Genomic DNA, 26,105 nt, shown 5'->3' with positions numbered 1-26,105 from the left:
ATCAAAGAGCCAGGGCCGCTTCCTCGAATTGACGGCGGGGCCGCGCAAAGCGTTCTACAAAGCTTATGTCAGCTGAATCATGCTAAAATAACGCATCGGCGGCCTTTTTCAGCCTGTGCTGCCGCGGAGGAAGCGATGACGTTAAACGTACTCATAGCCATGGACTCTTTTAAGGGAAACTTGACTGCGCTTCAGGCAGGCCGAGCGGTCGAGCGCGGCGTGCTCTGCGCCTGTCCGGCCGCGCGCACTCGGGTTATCCCCGTCGCCGACGGCGGGGAGGGCACGGTCGAAGCCTTTCTGGCCGCGGTCGGCGGCGAAAAGCGCACGTCTGTCGTTCACGGCCCGCTCGGCGCCTTGACGAAAGCGTCGTGGGGACTGCTGCCGGACGGACGGGCTGTTGTCGAACTGGCTGCGGCTTCCGGGCTGCCGCTCGTCGCCAAGGACAAGAGAAGTCCGCTTCGAGCGAGCACCCGAGGCACCGGCGAGCAGATTCGCGAGGTCCTGAACGCCGGCTGCCGAACGATTGTGCTCGGCCTTGGAGGCAGCGCGACGATCGACGGCGGGCTCGGGATCCTGACGGCGTTAGGAGCTCGGGCAACCGATCAACGTGGCAACCTGCTTCCGCCCTGTGGGGCGTCCCTTGAAAAAATCGCCCAGCTGGACCTGTCCCAGATGGACAGCCGGCTAAGCGGCTTGAATTGGCTCGTGATGTGCGACGTCCAAAACGTACTCTGCGGTCCTCTGGGAGCGGCAGCGGTTTTCGGCCCTCAAAAGGGCGCGCGGGGCAAAACGATTGAACGGCTCGACGCAGGGCTTGCCAATTGGGAAACTGTTCTCCTGCAGGCCACAGGCCGGGACGTGTCGACCCTTCCGGGCGGCGGCGCGGCCGGCGGCGCCGCGGCTGGGCTTGCTGCCGTTTTCAGCGTCCCGCTTCTGCGGGGAATCGACGTGGTGGCCGAGCTAACCGGTCTGAAGGACGCGATGAGCTGGGCCGATTTGGCCTTTACCGGCGAGGGACGTCTGGACGCGCAGACCGGTTTCGGCAAGGTCATTTCCGGGCTGTCAGCCTGCGCGAAGTCCTGCGGCGTGCCTCTTGTGGCACTGACTGGAAGCCTGGGGGGCGACTTTAAGGACATTGAAGCGCTCGGCTTAAGCGGCGCATTTGCCATCGGCGCGGGCCCCTGTCCGTTCGCTCAAGCGCTGAAAAGGAGCGAAAGCGACTTGGAGCGGATGGCCGGGACGGTTACCCGCCTGTTCACTCAGTCGCGGCTTCAGAAGTCCGACCGGGCCGCCACAGAGAGCTGACCAAGAGGGACGCGAGGACAAGGCCGGCGCCGACGACAAAACGAAGGCTCACCGTTTCGCCGAACCAAGCGACGCCGACCAGCGTGGCAAAGACCGACTCGAGGGAGAAGATCAGGCTGGCCCGGGTTGGAGTTGTCAGCGGTTGGGCCCACATTTGAAGAGCAAACGGCACGAGCGTGCAGCCGATCGCCAAATAGACGAGCGCCAGCCAGACTGAGCCAGTTGGAAACGCCTGAGGAAGAGGATCAAAGGCCAAGGCGAGCGGAACGCTGAGCGCCGTTCCTAAAATCGACTGGGTGATGGAAACAGCCAACGGGCTGGAATACCTCATCATCAGCGTTACGGCGAGAATCTGAGCGGCCGACGACAGAGCCGCCAGGATGCCGCACAGCTCTCCGGCGCCGAGGCCGAGTCCGGGCGTCCACGACAAGGTCGCCATGCCGAGGGTACAGATACCGGCAGAGACGACGTCGCTTCTGTTCGGCGTTCGTCCCCAGAGCCACAGAAGCACCGGCAGGACAGCCACGTACCCAGACGTCAGGAACGCAATTTTCCCCGTGTCAGCAAAGCGTAGCCCGGAAGCCTGAGCAAAAAGAGCCGTCGACAGCGTCACGCCGATGGCGGCGCCAGAAATCCAGTCGGCCCGCGTCAGTTTCGCGGCGCGGCGGGGGAGACAAACGACCAGCACGGCAGCCGTCATGGCGAAGCGAATCGCGATGAGCCAGAACGGCCCGACAGCGCTCAGCGCCAGCTTCATCGCTCCGAACGAGAGGCTCCAAAGAATACAGCACAACAATATGGCCAGATCCCCAAGGGTACTGGTCTTTCCATGAAGCACGGCAGGAACACCTCCGCAGACAGATGTTTAGTCATGATAAGCGGCCAGAATAGGGAAAGGACGACGGCGGATGAACTCATCAGACGATTACCAAGAGCTTTCTTCCAGTTCATCCCAGTACGTCCGTCAGCACCTGTCGGATCTGGTCCGTTGGCGAGGCTGGGACGCAGGGAGAGAAGAGGCCAGCCGAACTGGCATGCCCTTGCTGGTTCTCGTCGGTTTTGCTTCCTGCCACTGGTGCCACGTCCTAGCGCGGGAAACGTTTCGTGACCCTGACGCCGCAGAGCTAATCAATCGCCGTTTTGTCCCCGTGGTAGTCGACCGGCAGGAACGCCCCGACTTGGATAGGTACTACATGTCCGCCTGTCAGGCGACCGGCGAAGGGGGCGGCTGGCCGCTTCTCGCCGCCGCGCTGGCAGACGGCCGGCCGTTTTTTCTCTCCACTTACCGGCTGTTGAACGGGCCGGAGGGGATGTACGAAACACTTCTGGCGATCGCAAACCTCTGGGAAGCCGACAGGCCCACCGCAGAGCAACCATAGACGACTGGGTCAAAGAGGCTCGGACGCCGCCAGCGCCCTCCGAGGAGGCAGACCTCAAAGGGGCGGCACAGTTCTTAGTCCGGGCGCAGAGCCCCGAGACCGGCTCGTGGGGCCGGGCACCGCTTTTTCCTCAAATGCACTTGGCGTCGTTTCTCTTTCAGGCTTCGTCGGTTCTGAACGTTCCTCAGGCAGCCGACGCTGCTTTAAAACTGCTCGAACGGGTCTGCCGCGGCGGCATATGCGACCCCGTGTCAGGGGGTATTTTCCGCTACAGCACCGACGACAGGTGGCTCGTCCCTCACTATGAGAAGATGTTAGCCGACAACGCCCTTTTCATCAACGCCTGTTTGGACGGATGGCAGCGTTCAGGCCGATCGCTCTTTCTCTTCTGTGCCCGCCGAGCACTTCGCTGGCTTTTAACTCGACTTCAAAACCCGAACGGGACGTTCGCCGCGGCGACGGACGCCGATTCAGGAGGCGGAGAAGGCGCGTATTACGCGCTGACGCCTCAGGACGTGAGGGAGTCGGGCGCCAACCGGCCGGCGGAGCTCTGCGAACTCTTAGGGCTGTCGGCCAACCAGCCGATTCCTCACCTGTCAGATGGAGCTGACATTGGTGCTCTGCCGGTCAGCGAACTTGACCGGCTTGACCGATGGCGGGACGACCGGAGCGAACTTCTCGTTGGCCAGCTCGTCATGACGAGCTGGAACGGGCTGGCCTGCGCCGCTCTGGCACGCTTCGGCCGGCTGAACTGCCCCGAGGCCGCGAGAGCGGCCGAGCGGTCCGGACTGTGGCTGAAAGGACAGCTCGACGCCGGGAAGTCGGCGTTTCTCGAGGACTGGGCTTTTCCCCTCTGGGGGCTGTGGGAACTGTATCAGGCGAACCCCAGTCGGGCCCGCGCGGAGTACCTAGCAGAGAAAGCGTTGCAGATGATTAACAAGTTTGCCGGCGCGCCTGACGGCGGGCTTTGGGACAGCGTCAGCGGCGACGTGCCGCCGTCGGCTGAGCGGTTTGAAGGCGGCCGACCGACCGGCAACGCGGTCGCGGCGTTCCTGTTGGCCCGTTTGGCGGCGGTCTCCCAGCGTCAGGACATCTGGGACGCTTGGGAGAAGATAAAAAACTCCCTGTCGTTCGACCTCCGGTTAGCCCAGTTCTTTGGGATGGCAGCCCAAGCCGCCGTCAGTTCGCCTGAACGGCTGATTCGAGTGGCAGCCCCTGCCGGCGAAGCGCAGCGTCTGTCGCAGGCCTTGGCAGAAAAACAGATGCCGCTGGCAGTGATAGCCGAAGGCGGACGGGGACCAGTGGCTCATCTGTCAGGGTCAGAGGTGCTTTCCACCTCAGCCGACGCTTGAAAAAACGATCGAAGCGCTCGAACGTCTCAGCGCTGGAAAAACCGTTCAATAAAAAGGCCGCCCGACAGGGGCGGCAGAAAAGGACTGATTCTGTGAAGAGTTTGACCGAATGGGGCGGCGCGAGCCTGATCGAGTTGGCTGAGCGTTTCGGCACGCCGCTGTACGTTTTCGATGAGGCAGAGCTTCGACGGCGGTGCCGTCGCCTTGTCGAGTCGGTGAAGAAGTATGATGCTGACGTCTACTACGCCGGCAAGGCGTTTTTGCCCTTGGCAATGGCTCAGCTGGTCTCCAGCGAAGGGATGGGCCTCGACGTCGTTTCTTTAGGAGAGTTGGCGCTCGCCTTGTCCGCGGGAATCAGCGCCGGACGGATAGAACTTCACGGCAACGCGAAGACCGAGGAGCTGTTGAGCCGGGCGCTCCGACTGGGAGTCGGGCGAATCGTCGTCGACAGCGCCGACGAACTGGAGCTTTTAGGCCGCTTGGCAAAAAACGAAAAGACGCCGCCTAAAATATTGCTGCGCGTGAGCCCGGGCATTGCAGCAGGAGCGCATCACGCCATTCAGACGGCCACAGACGACTGCAAGTTCGGCTTTTCGCCGGCCCAGCTGGTCCATGCGGTCAAGCGGGCGGCCGATCTGCCGGTTGTACTGGCAGGCCTTCACGTTCATCTTGGCTCGCAGATTGACCGGCTTGAGCCCTTTTTCGAGGGCGTTCAGACGATGGTTGATCTGCTGGCGTCGCTCAAAAACGCCTGTGGGTTTGAGGCAGACGAGATGGACTTAGGCGGCGGTTTTGCCGTCCGGTCTCCTGAAGGTCCGCTGGACGCGGGGGACTTTATCGAAAAAATCTGCTTGAGAGCAAAGAGCGCGTCGTCAGCCGCCGGGCTTCGGCTCCCGCGGCTCAGCTTTGAGCCGGGCCGATGGGTCAGCTCGCCGGCCTGCGTCACGGTCTATCGCGTCCAGTCGGTCAAAGAGACCACCAGCGGGCGAATCTACGCGGCGCTCGACGGCGGCATGACCGACAACCCGCGCCCCTGCCTGTACGGCGCGCCTTACAGTCCGGTTCTCGTCTCTTCGGCTGACGAACGGAAGGAAGGAACCGTGACCTTGGCAGGGTGCTGCTGCGAGTCCGGCGACGTGCTGGTTTCCGACGCCGTCATGCCGGAGCTTCGCCGCGGCGACCTCGTCGCGCTGCCGGACACAGGGGCGTACACCTACTCGATGTTCATGACCTATAACGGCGCGTTCCGTCCGGCGGTCGTCTTCGTCTCGTCCGGCACGGCCCGGCTCGTCGTACGCCGGTGGAACGAAGGTGACCTGTTGAAGGATCAGCTTGGATTGGAGGGGAGACAGTGAATTTCTGGAAGATGAACGGCAACGGCAACGACTTTATCGTCGTCGACGCGACCGCCGCGGAGAACATTGGGCTCGACTGGCCAGCTGTCGCCCGGGCCCTGTGCCCTAGACGCCAGTCGATCGGCGCCGACGGGCTGCTCGTCATCAAGCGATCGAAGACGGCGAACTTTTTCATGAGAATTTTCAACGCCGACGGCAGCGAAGGGGAAATGTGCGGCAACGGCGCCCGCTGCGCCGCCCGATTTGCCGCCTGTGCCGGACTGGCCCCCCAGTCGATGGAGTTTGAGACGATGGCCGGGCTCATGAGGGCGCGAGTTGACGGCCGGTACGTTGAAATCAACATGGGCCGCGTCAGGCCAGAACCTGAGTGGTCCGACAGGACGATGACGCTGGAAGGCGAAACGTTTCGGGCCACGTTTGCGCTCGTTGGCGTGCCGCACCTCGTTCTCTTTTCCCGTGAGGAGGTCGGAGTTGACTTCGCCCGACGGTGGGGCGAGCGGTTGAGGAACGACACGGCCCAGTTCCGGCAGGGGACGAACGTCACGTTTGCGGCGCCGATTGCCCGCGGCGAGATGAGGGCGGTGACCTATGAACGAGGCGTTGAGGACCTGACAGAGTCGTGCGGCACCGGGTGTGTGGCTGTCGCCTTAGCCGCCCGATTGAACGGCCTCTCTGGCCCAGTGACGGAAGTGCATAATCCCGGCGGGACGAACCGAGTTTCCCTGACTGAGATGGGAGACGGAGAATACGAAGCCCTTCTTGGCGGAACGACGTCCCTCGTCATGACCGGCCAGACCGGACCAGACGTCTTACCGCTAGCCAGCCGTTAACTACAAGAAGGCCGCGCAGGAACTGATATGCTCCCCCCAAGTAGGACAGGGAAATATAAAACCTACTTGGGGGGTATTTCTATGCCCAGAAAAAGCAAGATAGACTCAGCTTTGAAAATATCTCTAGTTGAAAGCTATCTCCGAGACGAAATCAGCTGCACAGAAGCGACAAGGCAAGCGGGGCTTAGGGGCCGCGCATCGTTTAGGAGTTGGGTCCGGATTTACCAAAATGAAGGTCCCGGAGGATTGCTCGCTCAATCGAGAAACAGACATTATTCACAGGAGCTGAAATTGGCTGCCGTTCATGCCTATCTGAGCGGAGAAGGATCCTTAACGGAGACGGCGTATCGCTATGGCTTACGGTCAAAAGCTCAACTTCAAAGCTGGATACAGGCATATACTACTCATGGATGGATCCAATCGCGCACAAGCGGAGGAGGCAGCTCCATGAGAAAAGCCAGACAGACAACCAGGAAGAACGCCTTGAAATCGTACAGTACTGCCTTGCTAAGGATAATAATTATGGAGCGACGGCGCTGAAATATAACTGTTCCTATCAGCAGGTGCGCAACTGGGTGCTCCGTTATGAGAGCATGGGCCCCGCCGGCCTTGAAGACCGTCGTGGACGGCGGATTGGAACCCTGCCAGCCCGGACACCAGAGGAAAAGCAGCGCCACAGGATTGCAGAACTGGAACGCAAGAACCGCGACCTTCAGATGGAGAACGACCTGTTAAAAAAATCAGAGAGTTAGAGATGAAAGATCGCTCTCTCTGACTCGACATCCCTACAAATACCAAGCGATCAAAGAACTGACTGAAGCCAAGCACTACCCCCTGCAAAAGCTCTGTCAGTGCCAGCGGCTTTCGCGCAGCGCGTATTATCGCTGGCTTAAAGGTCCTGTCAGCTTCAGTGAGAAGTACAATACCGAGCTCTCCGAGAAGATCAAGGCCATTCATGAGAACCATCCGGATATGGGTTACCGGCGAATCAGGGACGAACTGGAAAGGAATCACGGCATCGCAGTGAACGATAAGCGGGTACTCAGGATCTGTCGCGGAGAGCGTATTCAATCCACGATCAAGTGGAGGCCAAAGAGCTGCACCAGAAGCAGCCAAGACCCTGCACATATCGCCAAAAACTATCTCAACCGTGACTTTCACGCAGACGCACCGAACGAGAAATGGCTGACGGATGTCACTGAGTTCAAGTATTACGTCGGGGGGAACGCTCACAAAGTATATCTGAGTGCCATACTGGATCTCTATGATCGCAGGATCGTGGCATATAAAATCGGCGAGCATAATGACAATCCGCTGGTTATGAGCACGTTTGATGAAGCTGTAGAGCGTGAGCCCGAGGCACATCCATTGTTTCACAGTGACCGAGGCTTCCAGTACACGAGCAAACAGTTCTCGGGGAGACTAAAGAGAAACCGAATGAAGCAGAGCATGTCCAGAGTAGCCCATTGCATTGACAATGGGCCTATGGAAGGCTTCTGGGGGATCCTGAAGCGAGAAATGTACTACAGGAAACGCTTCACCTCAAAGATGGATCTGGTGAAGACCATAGAGTCATACATCAGGTATTACAACACAGAGCGGTTCCAACGGAAATTGCATCTGATGACACCTGCCGAATGCCATGCAAGCTTCTATACTGCGGCGTAAAAGAACCGCCAGCCGATTACTCGACTGGCGGTACGGGACTTTTTGATTTTTCACTGTCCTATTGACGGGGAGCAGACCAAACCCCTGCGCGGCTTTCTTTATTTTTCTTTGCCCCGGCAATCATACACAAACGCCGGAGGGATGTTGCGCATCACGAATTTCACGTTGACCGATTCAAAACGCCGCCTGAACGCCGGCATCATCTGCCGGGAGTACTGGTACGCTAAAAATTGACCTTCCGGCTTCAGACAGCTCAGCACGCCGTCGATGATTTTCGCCGTGACCCGCGGCGGCAGAACGGTCCATGGCAGACTCGAAATGACCACGTCGATCGAGTTCTCTCCCGCGAGTTCAGGAAGGTCTGAGGCGTCAGAATGGCACTTGATGCCAAGCTCTTTTTCGATTCGCCCGCGCAGAGCCGGGTCAAGCTCAAACACCAGCAGGGACGCGCCGGCTGGTAAGCGCTTGACGATCTCCCGGGTGAATACGCCTGTTCCGGCTCCAAGTTCTGCCACGGACCTCACAGACGGCCATTGGACCCGTTCAAGCATCGCGCTGGTCAAAAAACGCGAACTCGGGGTAATGCTCCCGATCTGGCGAGGCTTCGTGACGAACCGCTTGGCGAACACCAGAGCGTCGCTCAGAACTTTTGAAACGGAATGGGATTCTTTCATAGCGTATCTCCTTCAGGTTTTTCGCCGCCGCGGCCGAATTGGCCGGCCAACACGGTTCCATATTATACACGCTTGGACAGAAGTCACGAGAATTTTTCCCCAATTAAACAAAAAAGCGTCCGGACGTTTGCCCGGACGCCGAATAAAACGAGGTTTAATGGAAAATCATTAGGGCGCAGACCATGCCGCCGACGATCAGTGTCAGGTTGTAGTGAAGGAACGTGGGAACGCAGGTGTCCCAAATATGGTCGTGCTGTCCGTCGAAGTTCAGACCGCTGGTAGGCCCGAGGGTGGAGTCGGACGCCGGAGACCCGGCATCGCCCAGAGCGGCCGCAGCAGCCAGCAGGCAGCAAACGGAAGCGGGAGAGAAGCCGAGCTTCAGACCCAGCGGGCAATAAATCGCTGCGACGACCGGAATGGTGCCAAAGGACGTTCCAATGCCCATGGTAACCAGCAGCCCGACGAGGAGCATCAGCAGGGCGCCGTAGAACTGGCTTCCGCCGACCATCGCGACCACGCCGTTGACCAGATGATCTACCGCGTTCGTGGCGCGGATCACGCCGCCGTAACCGGAGGCGACCAGCATGATGATGGCGATCATTCCCATGATGCCCAGCCCGCCGGTCATAGCCTTCTCGATGTTGCCCCAGCGAAGCGCGCCGAACAGGAACATCAGCACCAGAGCGGCCAGAACGCCCAACGGCATCGAATCGTAATGAAGCTGAACGTATACGGCGATGACCAAAGCCACAAGGGTGATCAGGTCCTTGGGGCTGAACTCCGTCCGATTGCCGACATCTTCAAGCCCCTGAAGCGGCCGATCCTCGTATTCTCTTTTACGGCTGTAGGAGATGAAAATAGCGATCAGCAGACCGAACACCATCGAAAGGCCGAGCATCCAAGTGTAATGCCACACGTCTGTCTTAGCAATGTGAATGCCGCTCTTTGCCATTTCAGTCGACAGAATCCCATGGAAGATCAAGCCGAATCCGGCGGGGATCGCGATGTACGGGGCCTTTAACCCGAAGGTCAGAGCGCAGGCGACAGCCCGGCGGTCGATTTTCAGCTCGTTAAAGAGCGAGAGCATCGGCGGGATCAGGATGGGGATAAACGCGATGTGAATCGGAATCAGGTTCTGGGAAAGGCAGGAGCAGACGGCCAGCAGAAGCAGAAGGAAGAACCGGCGTCCTTTGACGATCTTCTTCAGCTTGTCGCACAGCACCGACGTGATGCCGGTCTGACTGAGCGCCATGGCCAAGCAGCCCAGCAGGACGTAGCTGAGAGCCGTTTCCGACTGACCGCCCATGTTGTCGATCAGCACCTGCATGACGCTTCCATCGCCGGCCAGCGGCATGCCGGCCGAGACGCCGGCGACAACGGCGGAAATCAGCAGCGCCAAGATAATGTTCAGCTTGAGCAGGCACAAGATGATCATTACCAACACTGATAGCACTACGGGGTTCATCAACATATCCATGTCCAGAGCCTCCTTTTCGTTTTTTGCACGAGCGGAGAACCGTTCAGGCCCGTTTCTCTCATGAGAAAACGGAAATAACCGTCAGTCGAGATCTCCCACCGCGCCCTGAGCCGCGCTCAAAATACGGCCGTTCCGTACCAGATCGACGGCGCTTTCAACTAGCGGGTGAAGGTACTGGTCTTTTTCAACGAACGGAATGACCTCACGAATTGCCGCGTAGGCTGCCTGAGTCCCCTTGCCGGCCTTGAGCGGAGCGGAGAAGTCCAGCGCCTGGGCGGCGGACAGGGCCTCGATGCCCAGCACCTTTTCGGCGTTGCGGAGAATCCTCGTCGCCTTCAAGGACGCCCAGTATCCCATGGACACGTGGTCCTCCTGATTAGCTGACGTGGGAATAGAATCCACCGACGCCGGGTGAGCCAACGTCTTGTTCTCCGAGACGACCGCCGCCTGTGTGTACTGGGTGATCATGAACCCGGAGTTGACTCCCGAATCCTTGATGATGAACGGCGGCAGGCCGTTGGACAGGTGGTGATCCACCATACGGGCGCTGCGGCGCTCGGAAATGCTGGCCAATTCGGAAACGGCAATGCCGAAGAAGTCCATCGGCAGGGCGATCGGCTGACCGTGGAAGTTGCCGCCGGAAAGGACGTCCTCGCTCTCTGGGAAAATCAGCGGGTTATCGGTGACCGCGTTGATCTCCAGCTCGATTTTTGACCGGACGTATTCCAAGGCGTCCCGGCTCGCGCCGTGAACCTGAGGCATACAGCGCAGCGAGTAGGCGTCCTGAACGCGCGTGCCTTTGAACTTTTCAATGATCTGGCTGCCCTCGATGAGCCGGCGGACGTTTGACGCCACCCGAACTTGGCCGTCATGGGGCCGAAGCGCGTGAGTTCGGCTGTCAAACGCGTAGGGCACACCGTGTAGCGCTTCCAGCGACAGGGCACCGATCACGTCGGCCGTCTTCGCCAGCTGAAGCGCGTCGATCAGCGCCAGCGAGCCGAGCCCGGTCAGAGCCGCGGTGCCGTTGTTGAGCGCCAAGCCTTCTTTCGGCTGAAGGTGAATCGGCGAAAGGCCAGCATCGTGCATGGCCTCGAGGCTCGGCACCAAGTTTCCTTTGTAGAACACGTGCCCTTCGCCAAGCATGGTGACGGCAATGTGGCTCAGCGGGCACAGGTCGCCGGAGGCGCCGACTGACCCCTGCTGGGGCACGTAGGGAATCAGTCCCATGTTCAAAAAGTTTACCATCTGAGCGAGCGTCGCGGGAGTAATGCCCGAGTTGCCGCAGACGAGCCCGTTGAGGCGTAGCAGCATAATCGCCCGGACGACCTCGACAGGCAGCGGCTCGCCGACGCCCACCGCGTGACTTCGGATAAGGTTCTCCTGAAGAAGGCTGGTGCGCTCCCGGTCAACCGAAACGTTTGACAAATCGCCAAATCCAGTGGTCACACCGTAAATTACCCTGTTAGAATCAAGCCACTTACTGATGAGATCCGACGCAACCTGAACTTTCTTGAGAGCTTCAGGAGCGACAAGAACCTGGGCACCACGCCGAGCGACGCTTGCGATATCATGAAGCGTCAGGCTGTGCCCGTCAATCGTGACCGTTTCAGAGCAGTGAGACATCAAAAAAACCCCCTTCAAATGTCGAAATAAGCCGAACAATTTTGCACCCATATCAGCCGTTATGCCGACAGCGTCAGATTATCACGAGGTGAAGTCTCGGTCAACAAAATATTAAAAACATTGCCTCTGAATTAACACTGTCCACTAATACTAGAACTGTTTATTAACGTGAAAGAAGGTCAGCCATGTCATTACAGGGTGGAAACGATCCGCGTCCCTTCGACGACGCCCTTTTCATTGACCGGCCGAACCGATTCGTCGTGCTTGCCCAGCATGAAGGCCGCACGGTTCGGTGTCATCTTCCCAATCCCGGCCGGCTGTCCGAACTCCTTTTTCCTGGGGTACCGCTGAAAATTTCTCCCCGTGAGGGCGGCGCGACGGAAGCGACTGTCCAAGCCGTAGAGTCCAACGGCGAATTCGTGCCGCTTCATACCAGCCGAGCGAACGACGCCGTCGCGTCCCTGCTGGCGAACGGCGCGATTCAGCCGTTCGTCGGCTGGAAAGTTGCCGGCCGGGAAGTGCGGTACGGCAACAGCCGATTCGACTTTCTGCTGGAACGGAACGGCGTAAAGACCTTCCTTGAGGTCAAGTGCTGTTCACTTTTTGCCGGACGGGGCGCGTATTTTCCCGACGCTCCGTCCCAGCGGGCGACGAAACACCTCACCGAGCTTGCAGAGCTTATCGGCGGCGGAACCCGGGCTGCCGTCGTCGTCCTCGCGGTCTCAAACAGACCGGAGTGGTTTGCGCCGCACTGGCATACCGATCCCGTTTTTTCCCAAACGCTTCTGTCGCTTCGCGGGGTTCTGCCGCTGTATCCCGTCGCCGCGCCGTGGCTTCAAGAGCTTCCGTCAACCTGCCGCCCGCTACCTGTGCCATGGAATTTCCTGTCAAAGATAACGAGCGGGACCGGCGGCTGCCTGCTGACGACGTTCACGCTCGGCGAAACGCCGTGCTGGGCTGTCCAGTTTGACACAGCGCTGGACCGATTGTCTGGCCGCTGGAGAAGGTCCGGGCCGCCGCGGCCCCCCGGCCCTCCCGACGGACGGCCGGCGAAGCTGCGCGTAGAACCACTCAGGGACTCGGAACTATCGGTTCGCCAAGTCGCCGAAACTCTTGCGCCCCTTTCTGACCGAGTCGAAGAAACGCCCAACGGCATCGTCGGAACGCTGCGGGCGCCAGCACGCTGGAACAGGCAATTTGAAGAGGCGCTGCTGTCGCTTCAGTTTGGCCGGCACGAAGAGGAAATCAAAAGCGAACTGGGCTTGAAATAAAAAAGTTGCCGCAGGAGTCCCTGCGGCAACTTCATTGAGCTATTTTTTCTGAGAAGCCTTGGTAAACCCGTCGTCGATCTTTCGGCCCGACGGGTCAAACCGGCGGCGGCGCGGAGCCGAGCCCAGCCGGGGCACAAAATTTTGTCCGCCCTCTCCCGAAAGAAGCCCCTTGTCGGCTAGGCGCAGCCTCCCGCCGCTGTTGAGCTGAGACAGGGCCTTCGGGCCGAGCTGAACTTCCGTGTAGGTTTCTCTCATCTTGATGTTGCCGATTTCCGTTCGGTCAACGCCGAGGGCGCCGCACAGCGCGCCGAGGATTCGGCCGACCGACCAGTCGTCGTCTCGGCGGCCTTTGGCGATACGAATCGACACGCCGCTTCCAGGGTAGCGGTCTTTTTTCTGCTCTTCGGACGGCCGCCTGAACCCGGCACGACCCGAAGGCGTCTCTCTGGCTTCCCGTCTGGCAGAGCGGCGTTCCAGCTCTTGAAGCAGGCTGTCGCGCAGCCGATATCCCTTGGGCTCGTCTTGGGTGACGCTCGCCAAGAGTTTAGCGACCAGCGCGGTCGGGTCTTCTCCGGCCGTTTCCAACAGCTCATGAGCCCAAGAGAAAAGCTCTTCTGACGGCTCGACGGCCAAGAGCTTTTCTTGGCGGACAGAGCGCTGGACAACCGAGATTTCCTGAAAGTCCGGAACTTTAAGCCACTGAACTTTCATTTGGGTGGAACGCATCATAAACTTGAAGCGGCTTGACTCGGCCGGCGTGAGCACCAACAGGTTGGTTCCCTCATGTCCGGCCCGGCCGGTTCGCCCGGAACGATGGACGAAAGTTTCGAGCGATTCAGGCACGCCCAGCTGAATCACGTGGCTGACTCCGCTGACGTCAAGGCCACGGGCGGCCACGTTCGTCGCCACGAGGACGGGGATTCGCCCGCTTCGAAAAGAGGACAGCGCGGTGTTGCGCTCCCGCTGGCTCATGTCGCCGTGAAGAGGCATGGCGAGGAAACCCTCTTTTTGAAGCCGCTCGGTGACATCAGCGGTATCGCTCCGCGTACGGCAGAAAATCAGGCACAAGGACGGCCGCTCCCACAGCAGGACGTTAACCAGTCCTTCGTACCGCTGGCTGCTCGGGACAAGGTATGCCTTGTGAACGATATCCGAGTGCTGAGACGACTCGTCGTCAAACGACAGAAACACCGGATTGGTGGTAAAACGACGGCAGACCGCCGTCACTTCCTGCGGGATCGTCGCCGAAAAAAGCCACGTTCTCTTCCGGGCCGAAGCGGCCTGAAGAATGGCCTCCATCTCGTCCCGGAACCCCATGTCCAGCATGGTGTCGCCCTCGTCCAGCACGACTGTCTCAATTTCTGACAGGTCGAGCGTTCCGCGCTTCACGTGGTCAAGAACCCGTCCCGGTGTCCCGACGGCCAAGGCGACGCCGCTCCGCAGCGAGGATATTTGCCGGTCCATGTCCATGCCGCCTACGAGAACAGCAGTTCCAATCCCCACGAGCCGGCCGAACGACGCGGCTTCCTGAGCGATTTGCTGCGCCAGCTCCCGGGTGGGCGAGAGGATCAGTGCCTTCACTGTTTGTCGGCCAGGGAAAAGGCGAGACGCCAGCTCACTCAGGACCGGAAGCAAAAACGCCAGAGTCTTGCCCGACCCGGTACGGGCCTGAACGACCAGATCCCTGTCCCAGTCGTCCTGTCCGAGCACGCCGCGCTGAACCGGCGTCGGCTCGTCAAAGCCTCTGGACGCCAGCTCTTTAATCAGAGGAGCAGCCAGAGGAAAATCAGAAAAAAGCGGATGTTCGTTCAATGAAAAACCTCCAAGAAAACAATCGTGCGATGACGGAAAATTTTTGACAAGATTTAACATTATGCCTGCAGTCGGCGGAAAAGGCAAGCTTTACCCGATCAGGCAAAACGATATTCAACCGTCCGGTCGGACAGGACGTCTCCTCTCAGGCTCAACTGCACCCGACGGTATTCCAACGAGACTCTGGCAGCTTCAATCGCCTTCTCAGCCAGAAGGGCGAGTCTGCTGCAGCAGGGGACTTCCATCAGCGCTACCGTCAGCGACGCCGGTCGGGCGACCGTGATCATCTGGGCTAACTTTGTCTCGTACGCCTGAGTGTCGTCCAATTTAGGGCAGCCGATCAGACAGACCGTCCCGTCAGCGAGGAACGTGTCGTGAAATCCTCGGTAAGCGTAGGCGACGCAGTCAGCCGCAAGAACCCAATTAGCCCCGGCCAAAAACGGGGCTCCCGGCGGAACGAGCCGAAGCTGAACAGGCCACGTCGAAAGTCGCCCAGCGTGCTGCAAAGCAGGGGCAGGAACCGCCGCAGGTACGGCAGGTGCATCGCCTGCTGGCTGAAAAAGCCGTCGGGCCGCGCTCCCCGGACAGCCACCAGTGCAGGGGTGCGTTTTGGCGCCGACCGTCCGGGAAGCAACCCGCTGAGCCACAGCGGCCGCGTCGTAGGCGTCGGCCTCCCGTTCCTCAAAAGATATGGCGCCTCTGGGGCACTGTCCAAGGCAGTCGCCCAGACCGTCGCAGTACGTGTCGCTCACCAGTTTTGCCTTGCCGTTAATAATTTCTATGGCGTTCTCGTGACATGCCGTAGCGCACTGGCCGCAGCCGTCACATTTTTCCTCGTCAATTCGGATAATTCGCCGAACTAATTTCCCCTGAGTTGGACTCATCCCTTTTCCCCCCGAGTCGTGAAATTGTTCATGTAAATGTCTCCTAGTCCCGCAGATTCCCCCTCTGGCCCCCGCGGGAAAACCTAAAGAAGGTGCTGCCATGCTTAAAACCATTCTGTTTATTGCCGTGATTGCCGTCCCGGCAATCGCCGTGAGCCTTCTTGCCGGCCACGGGAAAGGCCGCTGTCCGACCGGCTGTCATGGATGCGGCAAATGTTTTGGCCGCCGCCGGAAAGATAACTAGCACCGATGGGGAAGCACCTGTTCCTCGTACTCCCGGCGGGCCGCCTGCAAGGTCACCCCGTCGGTCGCGACCTGCCAGCCCGTCATCGCCAGCGCCTTTGCGCCTAAAACCGCTATTCTGTCGCCCCGCTCGGAGCGGGCCGCCTGGCAGAACTTCGGCGTATGCCCGACGCAGCCGGGAATTTCCAGCGAAAGATACGTGTGAATGGCTGGGACGAGCAACGAAACGTTGCCGATATCCGACGAGCCGAACATGCCGTTCGGGTCGGCCCAAACGACCGGTTCACCCAAAGCCTCCACGGCGTTTTTGAACGCCGCGTCCAACACCCTGTTGCAGTGCCGCTCAGCCATCACAGAGCCGACTGTCACCGAGCTTTTCGCTCCGGTCAGAAGAGCGCTGGCCTGGACGAGCCGCTTGAAGTCCTCGATCATTGGCACGATTTGGTCCTTTCGCTCCGCCCTCATGGTAAAGGAGCAGCAGGCTCGGTCAGGAATGACGTTTGAAGCCTGGCCCCCTTCGGTGATGATGCCGTTGATCTTGCTCTTGTTCGGCCACAGGTGAAGTTGGGCGTTGACCGCGTTGAACAGGCCGATTGCCGAGGTCAGGGCGTTGATCCCGTCGTCCGGCTTGCTGGAGTGGGCCGGCTTGCCCTCAAATACCACGTCAAGCGAAACGGCCGCCAAGCCTCCGCGGCCGACGATGTTCAGCTCAGCAGACGGGTGCATCATCATCGCGCAGTCGATTCCGTCAAACGCGCCGCGGTCAGACATGAGCACCTTGCTCCCAAACGTTTCCTCCGCCGGCGTGCCGTAGAGGTACACGGCACCCTCGCGCCCCCGAAGAGCCTCGGCTAAAGCGGCCGCGGCGCCAGCCGACGACGCGGCGATGATATTGTGGCCGCAGGCATGTCCCAGACCTTTCAGCGCGTCGTACTCGGCTAAGAAGGCGATTTGCGGCCCCTTCCCAACGGTTCCGCAGACTGCCCGAAAGGCCGTCTCCAAGCCCATGTACGGACGCTGGATCGTAAACCCGTGACGGGATATGAACGACGTGAGCCATTCGGCGGCCTTGTACTCTTCAAGGCCCAGCTCAGGGTGATCGTGAATCGAATGACTCAGTTCTATCAGTTCGCCGGACATTCGATCGACGATGGGTCCAATAAGAGACAGACAGTCATGATTCGATGGCATAATGCTTCCCCCTCTTCCAACAAAAAATACCAGATTAGACTAACATTTCCGGTTGGGGGCGACAAACGAAACCTTACGGAAGGTTCTCTTGGCTAGATTTTGTCAATGAAGCCGTGTAAAATCTTTAAATAGATTGCTGCAAAGAAGCGGCCGGCGAAGCCGACGGCACGGAGCGCCTGCTGAAGCGCCCGCGTCAGTGCCCCGAAGAACAGCCGGCCCGCGTGACGGAGCATGAGATTGGGAACGGAGCATCAGTAATCGGGAGGAGAGGATCGACAGTGGCGAACGACGAAAAAAGCACAGACGTCCAGCATTTGCCGGACGTCACCTTCGACGAGTTTCCCAAGCCGACGTTTGACGAGTGGAAAGAGGCGGTTGAGAAGCTACTGAAGGGGGCGCCGTTCGAGAAGAAGATGTTCACCAAGACATACGAGGGCATCGTTCTGAACGGCATGTACTGGGGCTACGACATCGACGGGTTGGAGAACCTTGACAGCGCGCCGGGAGAGACGCCGTACCTTCGCGGCTGCTTTGCCGGCGGGTACGAGCAACACCCGTGGGGAATCGCTCAAGCCTGCGAGTATGCCGGCATCGCTGACGCGCACAGCGCGCTCTGCGACGAGCTGAAAAAAGGCGCCGACGTGATCAATATCGCTCTGGACGAAGGAACTCGCCGCTGCTTTGACGAGCCGCTTCACCAAAGCGGACGGGCCGTCTCTTTAGCGACCGCCGACGAGCTGGACCAGCTGACCGACGGGATCGACCTGACAGCGTATCCGCTGCACGTCAACGCCGGCTGCGACGCCCTGCCTTTTTACGCCCTGCTTCGGGCCTGTATGGCCCACCGCGGACAGGAGATTGAGAAACTGTCCGGCTGCATCGGGGCAGATCCGCTGAGCGAGTTGGCCCAATGGGGCCGCTTGGACGAGCCGCTTGAAACGGCGCTTGACCACATGGCCCAGCTGGCCCGCACGGCGTGCCAGTCGTCGCCAAAGTTGCGGACAGTTATCGCCAGCGGCACGCCCTACGCTGACGGAGGCGCGTCAGCCGTTCAGGAACTGGCTCTGACCATCGCCTCAGCTGCGTTCTACGTCCGCGCCCTGATTGACCGGGGACTGAGCGCCGACGAGGCCTGCGGTCAAATTCGGTTCCGCGTTTCGCTGGGCGCCAACTTCTTTATGGAGATCGCCAAGCTTCGGGCCCTGCGGGTGCTCTGGTCCACGGTAAGCGAGGCCTTCGGCGCCGGAGCCGAGGCCCAGAAGGCGCAGGTCATGGCCAGCACGTCCAGTTTTACCGCCACAACCTACGACCCGTACGTGAACATCCTGCGGGCGACGACCCAGGCGTTCAGCGGCATCGTCGGCGGCCTTGACCTGCTGCAGATCAACCCGTTTGATCGGACCGTCAGGCCAAGCACGGAACAGGCTCGCCGAATCGCCCGAAACCAACAGATCATGTTCCGCACCGAGTTCAACATGACGACGCCGGTCGACCCGGCCGGCGGCTCATGGTTTGTCGAAAAGCTGACTTCTCAGGTTGCCGAAAAGGCGTGGAGCCTGTTCCAAGCTGTCGAAGCCGAAGGCGGGATCCTCGAGTCGCTGAAGCACGGGACAGTTCAGTCCTCTGTGAATGAAACGCTGCGCGCCCGGTTCAAGGCTCTCTCGACGCGAAAAGACCGGGCCGTTGGGATCAATATGTACGCCAACATGGCCGAAACGCCGCTCGAAAAGTCGACCTTTGACCCTGAAGCCTTCAAGGCGTCCCGCCGGCAAGCGGTGGCCGAGCACAAAAAAGCACGTTCCACTCAAGCGGCAGAAGAATCCCTTCGTCGTCTGGCCGACGACGTCAGCGTCGAAAACGCCGTTCTGGCAGCAGAAAACGGTGCCACCCTCGGCGAGATCGCTGGGACATGGCGTCGGGCCGACGACCTTTCCGTCGAGCCTATAGCGGCCCACCACTGGACCGAACAGTTTGAAGCGCTCAGAAAGCGCACCGAGGACTGGGTCGCTGCCGGCAACGAGAACGTCAAGGTATTCCTCTGCAACATGGGACCTATCCCGCAGCACAAACCGCGAGCGGACTTCAGCCGCGGGTTCATGGAAGTCGCTCACTTCCAAGTCATCGGCAACGACGGGTTCGCCACGCCGGAAGAAGCCGCAGCGGCGGCCCTCGAAAGCGGCGCCCACGTGGCCATCATCTGCTCGACTGACGCCACGTATCCCGAACTTGTCCCGCCGACAGCGCGTGCCATCAAGGCCGGCAACCCGAACGTCAAGGTCATCCTGGCCGGAGCTCCGGCCCCGGAGATGAAGGACGCTTACGTCGAAGCGGGGGTTGACGAGTTCATTCACGTCAAGGCAGACTGTCTCAGCATTCTGACCGCCATCCAGAAGGAAAGGGGGATCTGCTGATGAGTTCTGTCGATTTCAGCGGCGTCGCCTTGAAGGCATGCGGCGCGTCGCGCTCTGAGAGCTACAGCGAGTGGAAAAAGCGCGTTCAGGCCGAAACTGGCCATTCCGTCGAAGAGCTGTGCGTCCGCATGATGGAGCAGATCGACGTTCAGCCCCTGTATAACGCGGAGGACATCGCCTCCTGCCGTCATTTAGGCTATGTCGCCGGGCTGCCGCCGTTCCTCAGAGGCCCGTACGCCACGATGTACGTGATTCGGCCTTGGACCGTTCGCCAGTACGCCGGATTTTCCACCGCCGAGGAGAGCAACGCGTTCTACCGGCGCAACCTCGCCGCCGGTCAGAAGGGTCTTTCCATCGCGTTCGACCTGGCAACCCACCGAGGATACGACTCGGATCACCCGCGGGTCGTCGGTGACGTCGGTAAAGCCGGCGTGGCAGTCGACTCCATTCTCGACATGGAGATACTGTTCTCGGGCATTCCGCTCGGCCAAATGTCCGTGTCAATGACCATGAACGGGGCCGTTCTGCCGGTCATGGCGTTCTACATCGTGGCCGCTGAGGAGCAGGGCGTTGACAAGAGCATCCTGTCTGGCACGATCCAGAACGATATCCTGAAAGAATTTATGGTTCGCAACACCTACATTTACCCGCCGGCGCCTTCGATGCGGATCATCGGCGACATTTTCGCCTACACGTCGCACAACATGCCCAAGTTCAACAGCATTTCCATCTCGGGCTATCACATGCAGGAGGCAGGCGCCACCGCCGACATCGAAATGGGCTACACCCTGGCTGACGGGCTGGAGTACATCCGCACGGGAATCAAGGCGGGACTGCAGGTCGACGACTTCGCCTCCCGGCTTTCGTTCTTCTGGGCAATCGGCAAGAACTACTTTATGGAAGTCGCTAAAATGCGTGCTGCCCGAATGCTCTGGGCGAAAATCGTCAAGAGCTTCGACGCCAAGAATACCAAGTCGATGGCCCTGCGGACTCACAGTCAGACCTCCGGCTGGAGTCTGACGGCACAGGACCCGTTCAACAACGTGACCCGAACCTGCGTCGAGGCCATGGGCGCCGCGCTGGGACACACCCAGTCGCTGCACACCAACGCCCTTGACGAGGCAATTGCCCTGCCGACCGACTTCTCAGCCCGAATTGCCCGAAACACCCAGCTGTACATTCAGGACGAGACGAACGTCTGTCAGGTCATCGATCCGTGGGCTGGCTCCTACTACGTCGAGTCGCTCACCAATGAGCTCATTCGCCGCGCTTGGGGACACATTCAGGAAGTCGAGTCCTTGGGCGGCATGGCAAAGGCTATCGACACCGGGCTTCCGAAGATGCGCATTGAAGAAGCGGCGGCCAGACGGCAGGCTCACATCGATTCGGGCAAGGAAAAAATTGTCGGCATCAACGCCTACCAGCTGGAAAAGGAAGACCCTCTGGACATTTTGGACGTGGACAACACGGCGGTACGCCAGGCCCAGATTGCCCGTCTCGAAAAGCTGCGGGCGAACCGGAACCAAGAGGACGTCGACAAATGGCTGAACGCCATCACGAAGTCAATGGAAACCGGCGATGGAAACCTGCTTGAACTGTCCGTCGAAGCCGCGCGGGCGCGGGCGTCGCTGGGCGAAATCTCAGCCGCTATCGAGAAGGTATGCGGCCGCCACAAGGCTGTCATTCGTTCAATCTCGGGCATCTACAGCACTGAGTTCGGCGACAACGAAATCATGGAAGAAGTGCGCCATATGACCGACGAGTTCGAAGCCAGGGAAGGCCGACGTCCCCGTATCATGGTGGCCAAAATGGGGCAGGACGGCCACGACAGGGGCGCCAAGGTTGTGGCGACCGCCTACGCCGACATGGGCTTCGACGTGGACGTGGGGCCGCTCTTCCAGACGCCGGCAGAGGCGGCTCAAGACGCGGTGGACAACGACGTTCACATCATCGGCATGAGCAGTCTGGCGGCAGGTCACAAGACCCTGCTTCCCCAGCTGGTTGAAGAGCTGAAAAAGCGCGGCCGGGGTGACATCATGGTCGTTGCCGGCGGCGTTATCCCAGCTCAGGATTACCAGTTCCTGTACGATCACGGCGCGGCGGCTATCTTCGGCCCCGGAACCGTCATTCCTGCCGCAGCCAAGCAGATGCTCGAGATCCTGAACAAGCGTCTTGAGCTGTCGGAAGTCGAAGTGAACTAGCAGGAATGGCCGAAACGTACGACCTGTACCGTCCCGAGTGGCAGCCTGAAGGGGCTGACGGCGCTTACGCGGGACGAGTTATGACCGGCGTCGCGGACGAAGGCGCGGCATTGCCCGACGCCAGCCGTCCGCAGCGCCGCCGGTTCACGGCTGAGGACTACGTGGCGGGCATTTTAGCCGGCAACCGGATGATTCTCTCAAAAGCCATTACAGTCATCGAGAGCAACGCTCCTAAGCACTTCGAGCTGGGACAGCAAATCGTTTCGTCTATTTTGCCTCATACCGGCCAGTCAATTCGAGTCGGCATCACAGGCGTTCCGGGTGCCGGCAAAAGCACCTTCATTGAGGCGCTGGGAACGCACCTGTGCAGGTTGGGGCATAAGGTCGCCGTGTTGGCTGTTGACCCGTCGAGCTCGATTTCCAAGGGCTCAATCCTCGGCGATAAAACGCGAATGGAGCAGCTTTCAAGGGAACCGAACGCCTTTATTCGCCCGTCCCCATCAGGCGGAACTCTTGGCGGCGTCACTCGTAAGAGCCGGGAAACGATGTTGCTGTGCGAGGCGGCCGGATATGACGTCATTCTTGTTGAAACGGTCGGCGTAGGACAGAGCGAGACGACCGTCCGCGGCATGGTGGACTATTTCCTCATGGTCGCCATCACCGGCGCGGGGGATGACCTGCAGGGTATCAAAAAAGGCATTATGGAGCTGGCCGACTCGATTCTCGTCAACAAAGCAGACGGGGATAACCGGCCGAAAGCGCTCGTCGCCCGGGCTGACTTCGACCAGATGCTGCACTACCTTCGCCCTGCCACCGAAGGCTGGCACAGCCGGGCCTACGTCTGTTCGTCTGTCACCGGCGAAGGGGTTCCCGAGATGTGGGACGTGATCTGCCAGTTCAAGGAGAACGTCACGGCGTCGGGCGTTTTCGAGCGCCGACGTCGCGAGCAGAACATCGATTGGGTCAGCACGATGGTGGACGAGTTCCTTCACGACGTCATCGAGCGCAACCCTGTGATCGTCACCGCCCGGTCGCGAGTCAACAGCGGCGTGGCAGACGGCTCCATGACGCCGACCGCTGCGGCAAGAGAAATAATTTCGGCAATTGAGAAGGAACTCTTCAAGGAATAAAATCTTGAACACCTTTATCGGCGCTTATTTGAAAATGAGTACTTAACACTGAACGTGGTATAATCGTGCAGTCATGCTTCTAAATTAAGGAGGTCATTTCTCAATGAAAAAGTGCCTTGCGCTCGTCGTTGCTGCTTTGTCGGCTGTATGTCTTGCATCTGCTGCCGTGGCTGGTCCTGTAGCTGTTGTCAACGTCGACAAGATTTTCTCTGAATCGAAAGCAGCTAAAGCTGGACAGGCCCACTTGGTTGAAGCTCAGAAGATCCTGCAGGGCGCTTACGACAAGCTGGCCGAAATGTACAAGGGCAAGGAGCAGACCGACGAGGCTAAAAAAGTCCTCGCCCAGGCCGAGTACACGCTGAACCAGCAGATGGACCGCGAGCGTGCCGCGGTAAACAGCGTTCTCTCTCAACAGCTGAGTGCCGCTGTGAACCAGTGGTATAAGAAGAACTCCAGCAAATACGACATTGTTCTCAGCTCCCGGCTCGTCTTGGCGTTCTCCAACACCGTTAGCATCACACCTGACATCCTTAAAATCGTCGATTCTTACACTCCCAAGTTCCCGGAACTGCCCAAGGTGACGGTCAACCCGCCTGCCGGCAAGTAACCCTTTTAATGACGTGACTGACCACCCGGAAGAGGACTTTCCGGGTGGTTTTCATTTTTCTCACCGAAAGGAGATTTTGGATGACAAGCCGTCCAATAGGATGCCACCTATCGGTTGCCAATGGGTACGCCGCCATGGCGCGGGCTGCTGAGTCGATCGGCGGGACGTGCTTTCAGTTCTTCATGACTAATCCCAGAGGAAGCCGAAGCAAAACGATTTCCGCTCGGGACGCCGCAGAGCTGAGAACGTGGCTCGGCTCAAATGGGCCAATCCTGTGCCACGCGCCCTACACGCTGAACCCGTGCTCGGATAAGGAAAGCGTTCGGGAATTTGCCCGGTCAGTTATGGCCCGCGACCTGTCCATCATGGACGAGTTCTTTCCCGACAACCTGTACAACTTTCATCCCGGCTGCCACGTCGGACAGGGAACCTCAGAAGCGCTCAGCATGATCGTCTCTCTGCTGGACGAGGTACTTCCCAAGGTGACCAGTACGGACGTCCTGCTTGAAACCATGTCCGGAAAGGGGACGGAAGTCGGCTCCTCCTTTCAGGAGCTAGGGGAAATACTGCGTCGGGTCTCGAACTCAGCTCGGCTTGGCGTGTGCCTCGATACCTGCCACATCTATTCGGCCGGCTACGACTTAAAGAACGCCCCGACGGCCCTTCTCGACGAGTTCGACCGCCTTATTGGGCTTGATCGGCTGAAGGCCCTGCATGTCAACGACTCGCTCACGCCGTTTGCCTCCCGCAAAGACAGGCACGCCAAGCTGGGCGAGGGGAGCCTTGGCTTTGAAAAGCTCGTCGAATTCCTGAACGACCCGAGAATCTGCCGCCTGCCCATCTATTTGGAGACGCCCAACGACTTGGACGGCTACGCCCAGGAGATCCGACAGTTGAAAGCCGCCCTGATTTAGGAAAAGAAACGAAAAGCCGGCCGGACAGGTATCTGTCCGACCGGCTTCTTTTTAGTGTCGCTTCCGCCCTAGTTCTGACCGACCACGTCCGACTGGTAGAACTTCCACAGCCGGGCTTCCGCGGCCTTCGGGGTGAAAAAGTTCTCTGACAGCACGTGTTCCCACGCTCGAGGCGTCACGCCTTTAACGTAAGCGTTAAACTTCTCATCGCCCCGGGCGGCGGCCAGATCAATTGTCTGATCTCGGAACGCTTCCCAGGTCAGCCCTTCGGGATTTGCCTTAAAGTTCGTCTCCCCGTGACAGCTCATAATAGTCCTGCGCGTTGGAGAGGCTACTTCTTAGCTTCGGCTTTTTTCGTCAGGTACTCGTCGATAGCCTTTGCCGCGTCCTTGCCGGCGCCCATCGCGAGGATAACCGTGGCCGCGCCCGTAACGATATCGCCGCCGGCGTAAACGCCCTCGACGCTCGTAGCACCTTCGGGTTCGGTCGCGACGATATATCCGCGTTTCGTCGTGTTCAGCTCAGGCCAAGCGTCAAGGAGCACCCGGTTTGAACTCTGACCGATGGCTTCGATGATCGTGTCGCACTCCTGGACGAACTCGCTGCCGGGCTTTTCCACCGGGCGGCGCCGCCCGGACTCGTCGGGCTCGCCGAGTTCCATCCGAATGCACTTGATGCCCACCAGAGTGCCCATCTTGTTCTTGTCGTCGCCTTCGTACCCCAAGTACTCCATCGGGGCGGTGAGGAACTCAAACTTCACGCCCTCTTCAACCGCGTGATGGTACTCTTCGATACGGGCCGGCAGCTCTTCCAGCGAGCGGCGGTACACGACCGTCACCGACTCAGCGCCAAGGCGCAGAGCGCTTCTGGCCGCGTCCATTGCCACGTTGCCGCCGCCGATGACAAACACGTTCTTCGACTTCTTCGTCGGAGTGTCAAAATTGGGGAACTCGTAGCCGTGCATCAGGTTAATCCGCGTCAGGTACTCGCTGGCGGAGAAAACGCCGTTCAGGTTGGTGCCGGGGACGCCGGCGAACTTGGGCGTGCCGGCGCCGGTGGCGATATAGACGGCGTCGTACTCCTTGCGAAGTTCCTCAATGGTCATCGTACGGCCGACGATCACGTTGCACTCAATCTCGACGCCCAACTCTTTTAGACCGCCGATCTCGTGCTGAACGACCGTCTTGGGAAGACGGAATTCAGGAATACCGTACATCAGAACGCCGCCGGCCTTGTGCAGGGCCTCAAAAATCTTGACTTTGTAGCCCAGCTTCACCAGATCTCCGGCAACCGTCAGGCTGGACGGGCCGGAACCGACGACGGCGACTTTTCCCTTGCCGTTGTAGGGAATCGGAGCCGCGGGAGCCTTCGGCTGAGTTGCTTTCCAGTCGGCCACAAAACGCTCGAGCTTGCCGATGGCCACAGAGTCATTCTGTTCGCCGGTTGCCCGGTTCTTTATCTTTCCGACGGTGCAGGGACCCTCGCACTGGTTCTCCTGCGGGCAAACCCGACCGCAGACCGCCGGCAGAGCGGTTGAGCTAGAAAGGATCTCCCAAGCGCCTTGGAAGTTGTTCTCTTTTACCTGCTTGATAAACCCGGGGATATTGATGCTGACCGGGCAGCCCTTGACACAGGGAGTGTTTTTGCAGTTCAGGCAGCGGGACGCCTCCTGCATCGCTTCTTCTGGCGTGTAGCCCAAGCAGACTTCTTTAAAGTTATGCGCGCGGACCTTGGGATCCTGTTCTGAAATCGGAGTTTTCTTCGGCGAGATAGCCATG

At 59.6% G+C, this 26,105-nt stretch carries 23 protein-coding genes and 1 pseudogene; 15 read left to right on the top strand and 9 right to left on the bottom strand.

From position 1 onward, the window contains the following. Window positions 1-159 precede the first annotated feature (159 nt). Window positions 160-1,305, top strand: a complete 1,146-nt coding sequence (locus JONANDRAFT_RS03880; protein WP_233417378.1) for a glycerate kinase family protein — start codon at window positions 160-162, stop codon at window positions 1,303-1,305. Here the strand turns inward: JONANDRAFT_RS03880 and JONANDRAFT_RS03875 are convergent. Beyond that, window positions 1,256-2,143, bottom strand: coding sequence for a DMT family transporter (locus JONANDRAFT_RS03875; RefSeq protein WP_008522850.1), 888 nt, complete (start codon window positions 2,141-2,143; stop codon window positions 1,256-1,258). The two genes, JONANDRAFT_RS03880 and JONANDRAFT_RS03875, sit on opposite strands and share 50 nt — an antisense overlap. A 70-nt stretch (window positions 2,144-2,213) precedes the next feature. Here JONANDRAFT_RS03875 and JONANDRAFT_RS03870 point away from each other — a divergent pair, with 70 nt between their 5' ends. From JONANDRAFT_RS03870 to JONANDRAFT_RS08360, 7 genes and pseudogenes are all read left to right on the top strand, one after another. Next, window positions 2,214-2,684 (top strand): DUF255 domain-containing protein, encoded by a 471-nt coding sequence (locus JONANDRAFT_RS03870; RefSeq protein ID WP_021775992.1) that lies wholly within the window; start codon window positions 2,214-2,216, stop codon window positions 2,682-2,684. Window positions 2,685-2,818: 134 nt separating this feature from the next. Next, window positions 2,819-4,036, top strand: a complete 1,218-nt coding sequence (locus JONANDRAFT_RS03865) for a YyaL domain-containing protein (RefSeq protein WP_021776004.1) — start codon at window positions 2,819-2,821, stop codon at window positions 4,034-4,036. Between the two features lie 92 nt (window positions 4,037-4,128). Next, a complete protein-coding gene (gene lysA, locus JONANDRAFT_RS03860; RefSeq protein ID WP_008522847.1) occupies window positions 4,129-5,391 on the top strand; it encodes a diaminopimelate decarboxylase in 1,263 nt (420 codons plus the stop codon). Next, complete coding sequence (dapF, locus tag JONANDRAFT_RS03855) at window positions 5,388-6,221, top strand: diaminopimelate epimerase (RefSeq protein WP_008522846.1); 834 nt, start codon at window positions 5,388-5,390, stop codon at window positions 6,219-6,221. Before lysA ends, dapF begins: the two co-directional genes overlap by 4 nt. A 27-nt stretch (window positions 6,222-6,248) precedes the next feature. Beyond that, a pseudogene (locus tag JONANDRAFT_RS08370) lies at window positions 6,249-6,578 on the top strand (helix-turn-helix domain-containing protein); the annotation flags it as partial. A 53-nt stretch (window positions 6,579-6,631) separates the two neighbouring features. Continuing rightward, entirely contained in the window at window positions 6,632-6,973 is a 342-nt protein-coding gene (locus tag JONANDRAFT_RS08365; RefSeq protein WP_233417427.1) for a helix-turn-helix domain-containing protein, read from the top strand. 19 nt (window positions 6,974-6,992) lie between these two features. Then, entirely contained in the window at window positions 6,993-7,889 is an 897-nt protein-coding gene (locus JONANDRAFT_RS08360) for an IS3 family transposase (RefSeq protein WP_324602919.1), read from the top strand. Between the two features lie 98 nt (window positions 7,890-7,987). On the opposite strand, the gene JONANDRAFT_RS03840 is transcribed toward JONANDRAFT_RS08360, so the two are convergent. The 3 genes from JONANDRAFT_RS03840 to hutH all read right to left on the bottom strand — a co-directional run bounded on the left by JONANDRAFT_RS03840 (window position 7,988) and on the right by hutH (window position 11,663). Then, window positions 7,988-8,563, bottom strand: a complete 576-nt coding sequence (locus tag JONANDRAFT_RS03840) for a class I SAM-dependent methyltransferase (RefSeq protein ID WP_008521112.1) — start codon at window positions 8,561-8,563, stop codon at window positions 7,988-7,990. Between the two features lie 154 nt (window positions 8,564-8,717). Continuing rightward, entirely contained in the window at window positions 8,718-10,040 is a 1,323-nt protein-coding gene (locus JONANDRAFT_RS03835; protein WP_008521111.1) for a Na+/H+ antiporter family protein, read from the bottom strand. A gap of 81 nt (window positions 10,041-10,121) precedes the next feature. Further along, window positions 10,122-11,663 carry a histidine ammonia-lyase gene (hutH, locus tag JONANDRAFT_RS03830; protein ID WP_008522843.1) on the bottom strand — a complete coding sequence of 514 codons (1,542 nt, stop codon included), beginning with the start codon at window positions 11,661-11,663 and terminating at the stop codon, window positions 10,122-10,124. 185 nt (window positions 11,664-11,848) lie between these two features. On the opposite strand from hutH, the gene sfsA reads away from it, so the two are divergent. Beyond that, window positions 11,849-12,934, top strand: a complete 1,086-nt coding sequence (gene sfsA / locus JONANDRAFT_RS07895; protein ID WP_008522842.1) for a DNA/RNA nuclease SfsA — start codon at window positions 11,849-11,851, stop codon at window positions 12,932-12,934. 39 nt (window positions 12,935-12,973) lie between these two features. Here sfsA and JONANDRAFT_RS03820 read toward each other — a convergent pair whose 3' ends face one another. Together JONANDRAFT_RS03820 and JONANDRAFT_RS03815 are read right to left on the bottom strand one after the other, a co-directional pair. Next, window positions 12,974-14,746 (bottom strand): DEAD/DEAH box helicase, encoded by a 1,773-nt coding sequence (locus tag JONANDRAFT_RS03820; protein ID WP_008522841.1) that lies wholly within the window; start codon window positions 14,744-14,746, stop codon window positions 12,974-12,976. Between the two features lie 98 nt (window positions 14,747-14,844). Then, window positions 14,845-15,630 carry an ATP-binding protein gene (locus tag JONANDRAFT_RS03815; RefSeq protein WP_008522840.1) on the bottom strand — a complete coding sequence of 262 codons (786 nt, stop codon included), beginning with the start codon at window positions 15,628-15,630 and terminating at the stop codon, window positions 14,845-14,847. A 100-nt stretch (window positions 15,631-15,730) separates the two neighbouring features. Here JONANDRAFT_RS03815 and JONANDRAFT_RS08180 point away from each other — a divergent pair, with 100 nt between their 5' ends. Continuing rightward, entirely contained in the window at window positions 15,731-15,874 is a 144-nt protein-coding gene (locus JONANDRAFT_RS08180; protein ID WP_008522839.1) for a hypothetical protein, read from the top strand. On the opposite strand, the gene JONANDRAFT_RS03810 is transcribed toward JONANDRAFT_RS08180, so the two are convergent. After that, complete coding sequence (locus tag JONANDRAFT_RS03810) at window positions 15,871-17,064, bottom strand: M20 family metallopeptidase (RefSeq protein ID WP_008522838.1); 1,194 nt, start codon at window positions 17,062-17,064, stop codon at window positions 15,871-15,873. The two genes, JONANDRAFT_RS08180 and JONANDRAFT_RS03810, sit on opposite strands and share 4 nt — an antisense overlap. 278 nt (window positions 17,065-17,342) lie before the next feature. Here JONANDRAFT_RS03810 and JONANDRAFT_RS03805 point away from each other — a divergent pair, with 278 nt between their 5' ends. The 5 genes from JONANDRAFT_RS03805 to JONANDRAFT_RS03785 all read left to right on the top strand — a co-directional run bounded on the left by JONANDRAFT_RS03805 (window position 17,343) and on the right by JONANDRAFT_RS03785 (window position 24,327). Further along, window positions 17,343-19,475, top strand: a complete 2,133-nt coding sequence (locus JONANDRAFT_RS03805; protein WP_008522837.1) for a methylmalonyl-CoA mutase family protein — start codon at window positions 17,343-17,345, stop codon at window positions 19,473-19,475. Next, window positions 19,475-21,676: a methylmalonyl-CoA mutase gene (gene scpA / locus JONANDRAFT_RS03800; RefSeq protein WP_008521095.1), complete on the top strand. Its 2,202-nt coding sequence runs from the start codon at window positions 19,475-19,477 to the stop codon at window positions 21,674-21,676. The genes JONANDRAFT_RS03805 and scpA overlap by 1 nt, the downstream gene beginning before the upstream one ends. A gap of 5 nt (window positions 21,677-21,681) precedes the next feature. After that, window positions 21,682-22,806 (top strand): methylmalonyl Co-A mutase-associated GTPase MeaB, encoded by a 1,125-nt coding sequence (gene meaB, locus JONANDRAFT_RS03795; RefSeq protein ID WP_008521093.1) that lies wholly within the window; start codon window positions 21,682-21,684, stop codon window positions 22,804-22,806. Between the two features lie 103 nt (window positions 22,807-22,909). Further along, window positions 22,910-23,413 (top strand): OmpH family outer membrane protein, encoded by a 504-nt coding sequence (locus tag JONANDRAFT_RS03790; RefSeq protein WP_008522835.1) that lies wholly within the window; start codon window positions 22,910-22,912, stop codon window positions 23,411-23,413. A gap of 80 nt (window positions 23,414-23,493) precedes the next feature. Beyond that, the gene (locus JONANDRAFT_RS03785) at window positions 23,494-24,327 is read left to right on the top strand and encodes a deoxyribonuclease IV (protein WP_008522833.1); all 834 of its coding nucleotides are present in this window, start codon (window positions 23,494-23,496) and stop codon (window positions 24,325-24,327) included. A 68-nt stretch (window positions 24,328-24,395) separates the two neighbouring features. On the opposite strand, the gene JONANDRAFT_RS03780 is transcribed toward JONANDRAFT_RS03785, so the two are convergent. Together JONANDRAFT_RS03780 and gltA are read right to left on the bottom strand one after the other, a co-directional pair. After that, the gene (locus JONANDRAFT_RS03780) at window positions 24,396-24,635 is read right to left on the bottom strand and encodes a hypothetical protein (protein ID WP_008521087.1); all 240 of its coding nucleotides are present in this window, start codon (window positions 24,633-24,635) and stop codon (window positions 24,396-24,398) included. 23 nt (window positions 24,636-24,658) lie between these two features. After that, window positions 24,659-26,104 (bottom strand): NADPH-dependent glutamate synthase, encoded by a 1,446-nt coding sequence (gene gltA / locus JONANDRAFT_RS03775; protein ID WP_008521085.1) that lies wholly within the window; start codon window positions 26,102-26,104, stop codon window positions 24,659-24,661. Window position 26,105 lies beyond the last annotated feature (1 nt).

Source organism: Jonquetella anthropi DSM 22815 (genome assembly GCF_000237805.1).
Taxonomy (GTDB): domain Bacteria; phylum Synergistota; class Synergistia; order Synergistales; family Dethiosulfovibrionaceae; genus Jonquetella; species Jonquetella anthropi.
Note: the sequence above shows the minus strand (reverse complement) of the source record. Positions and strands in the feature narration are given on the sequence as shown.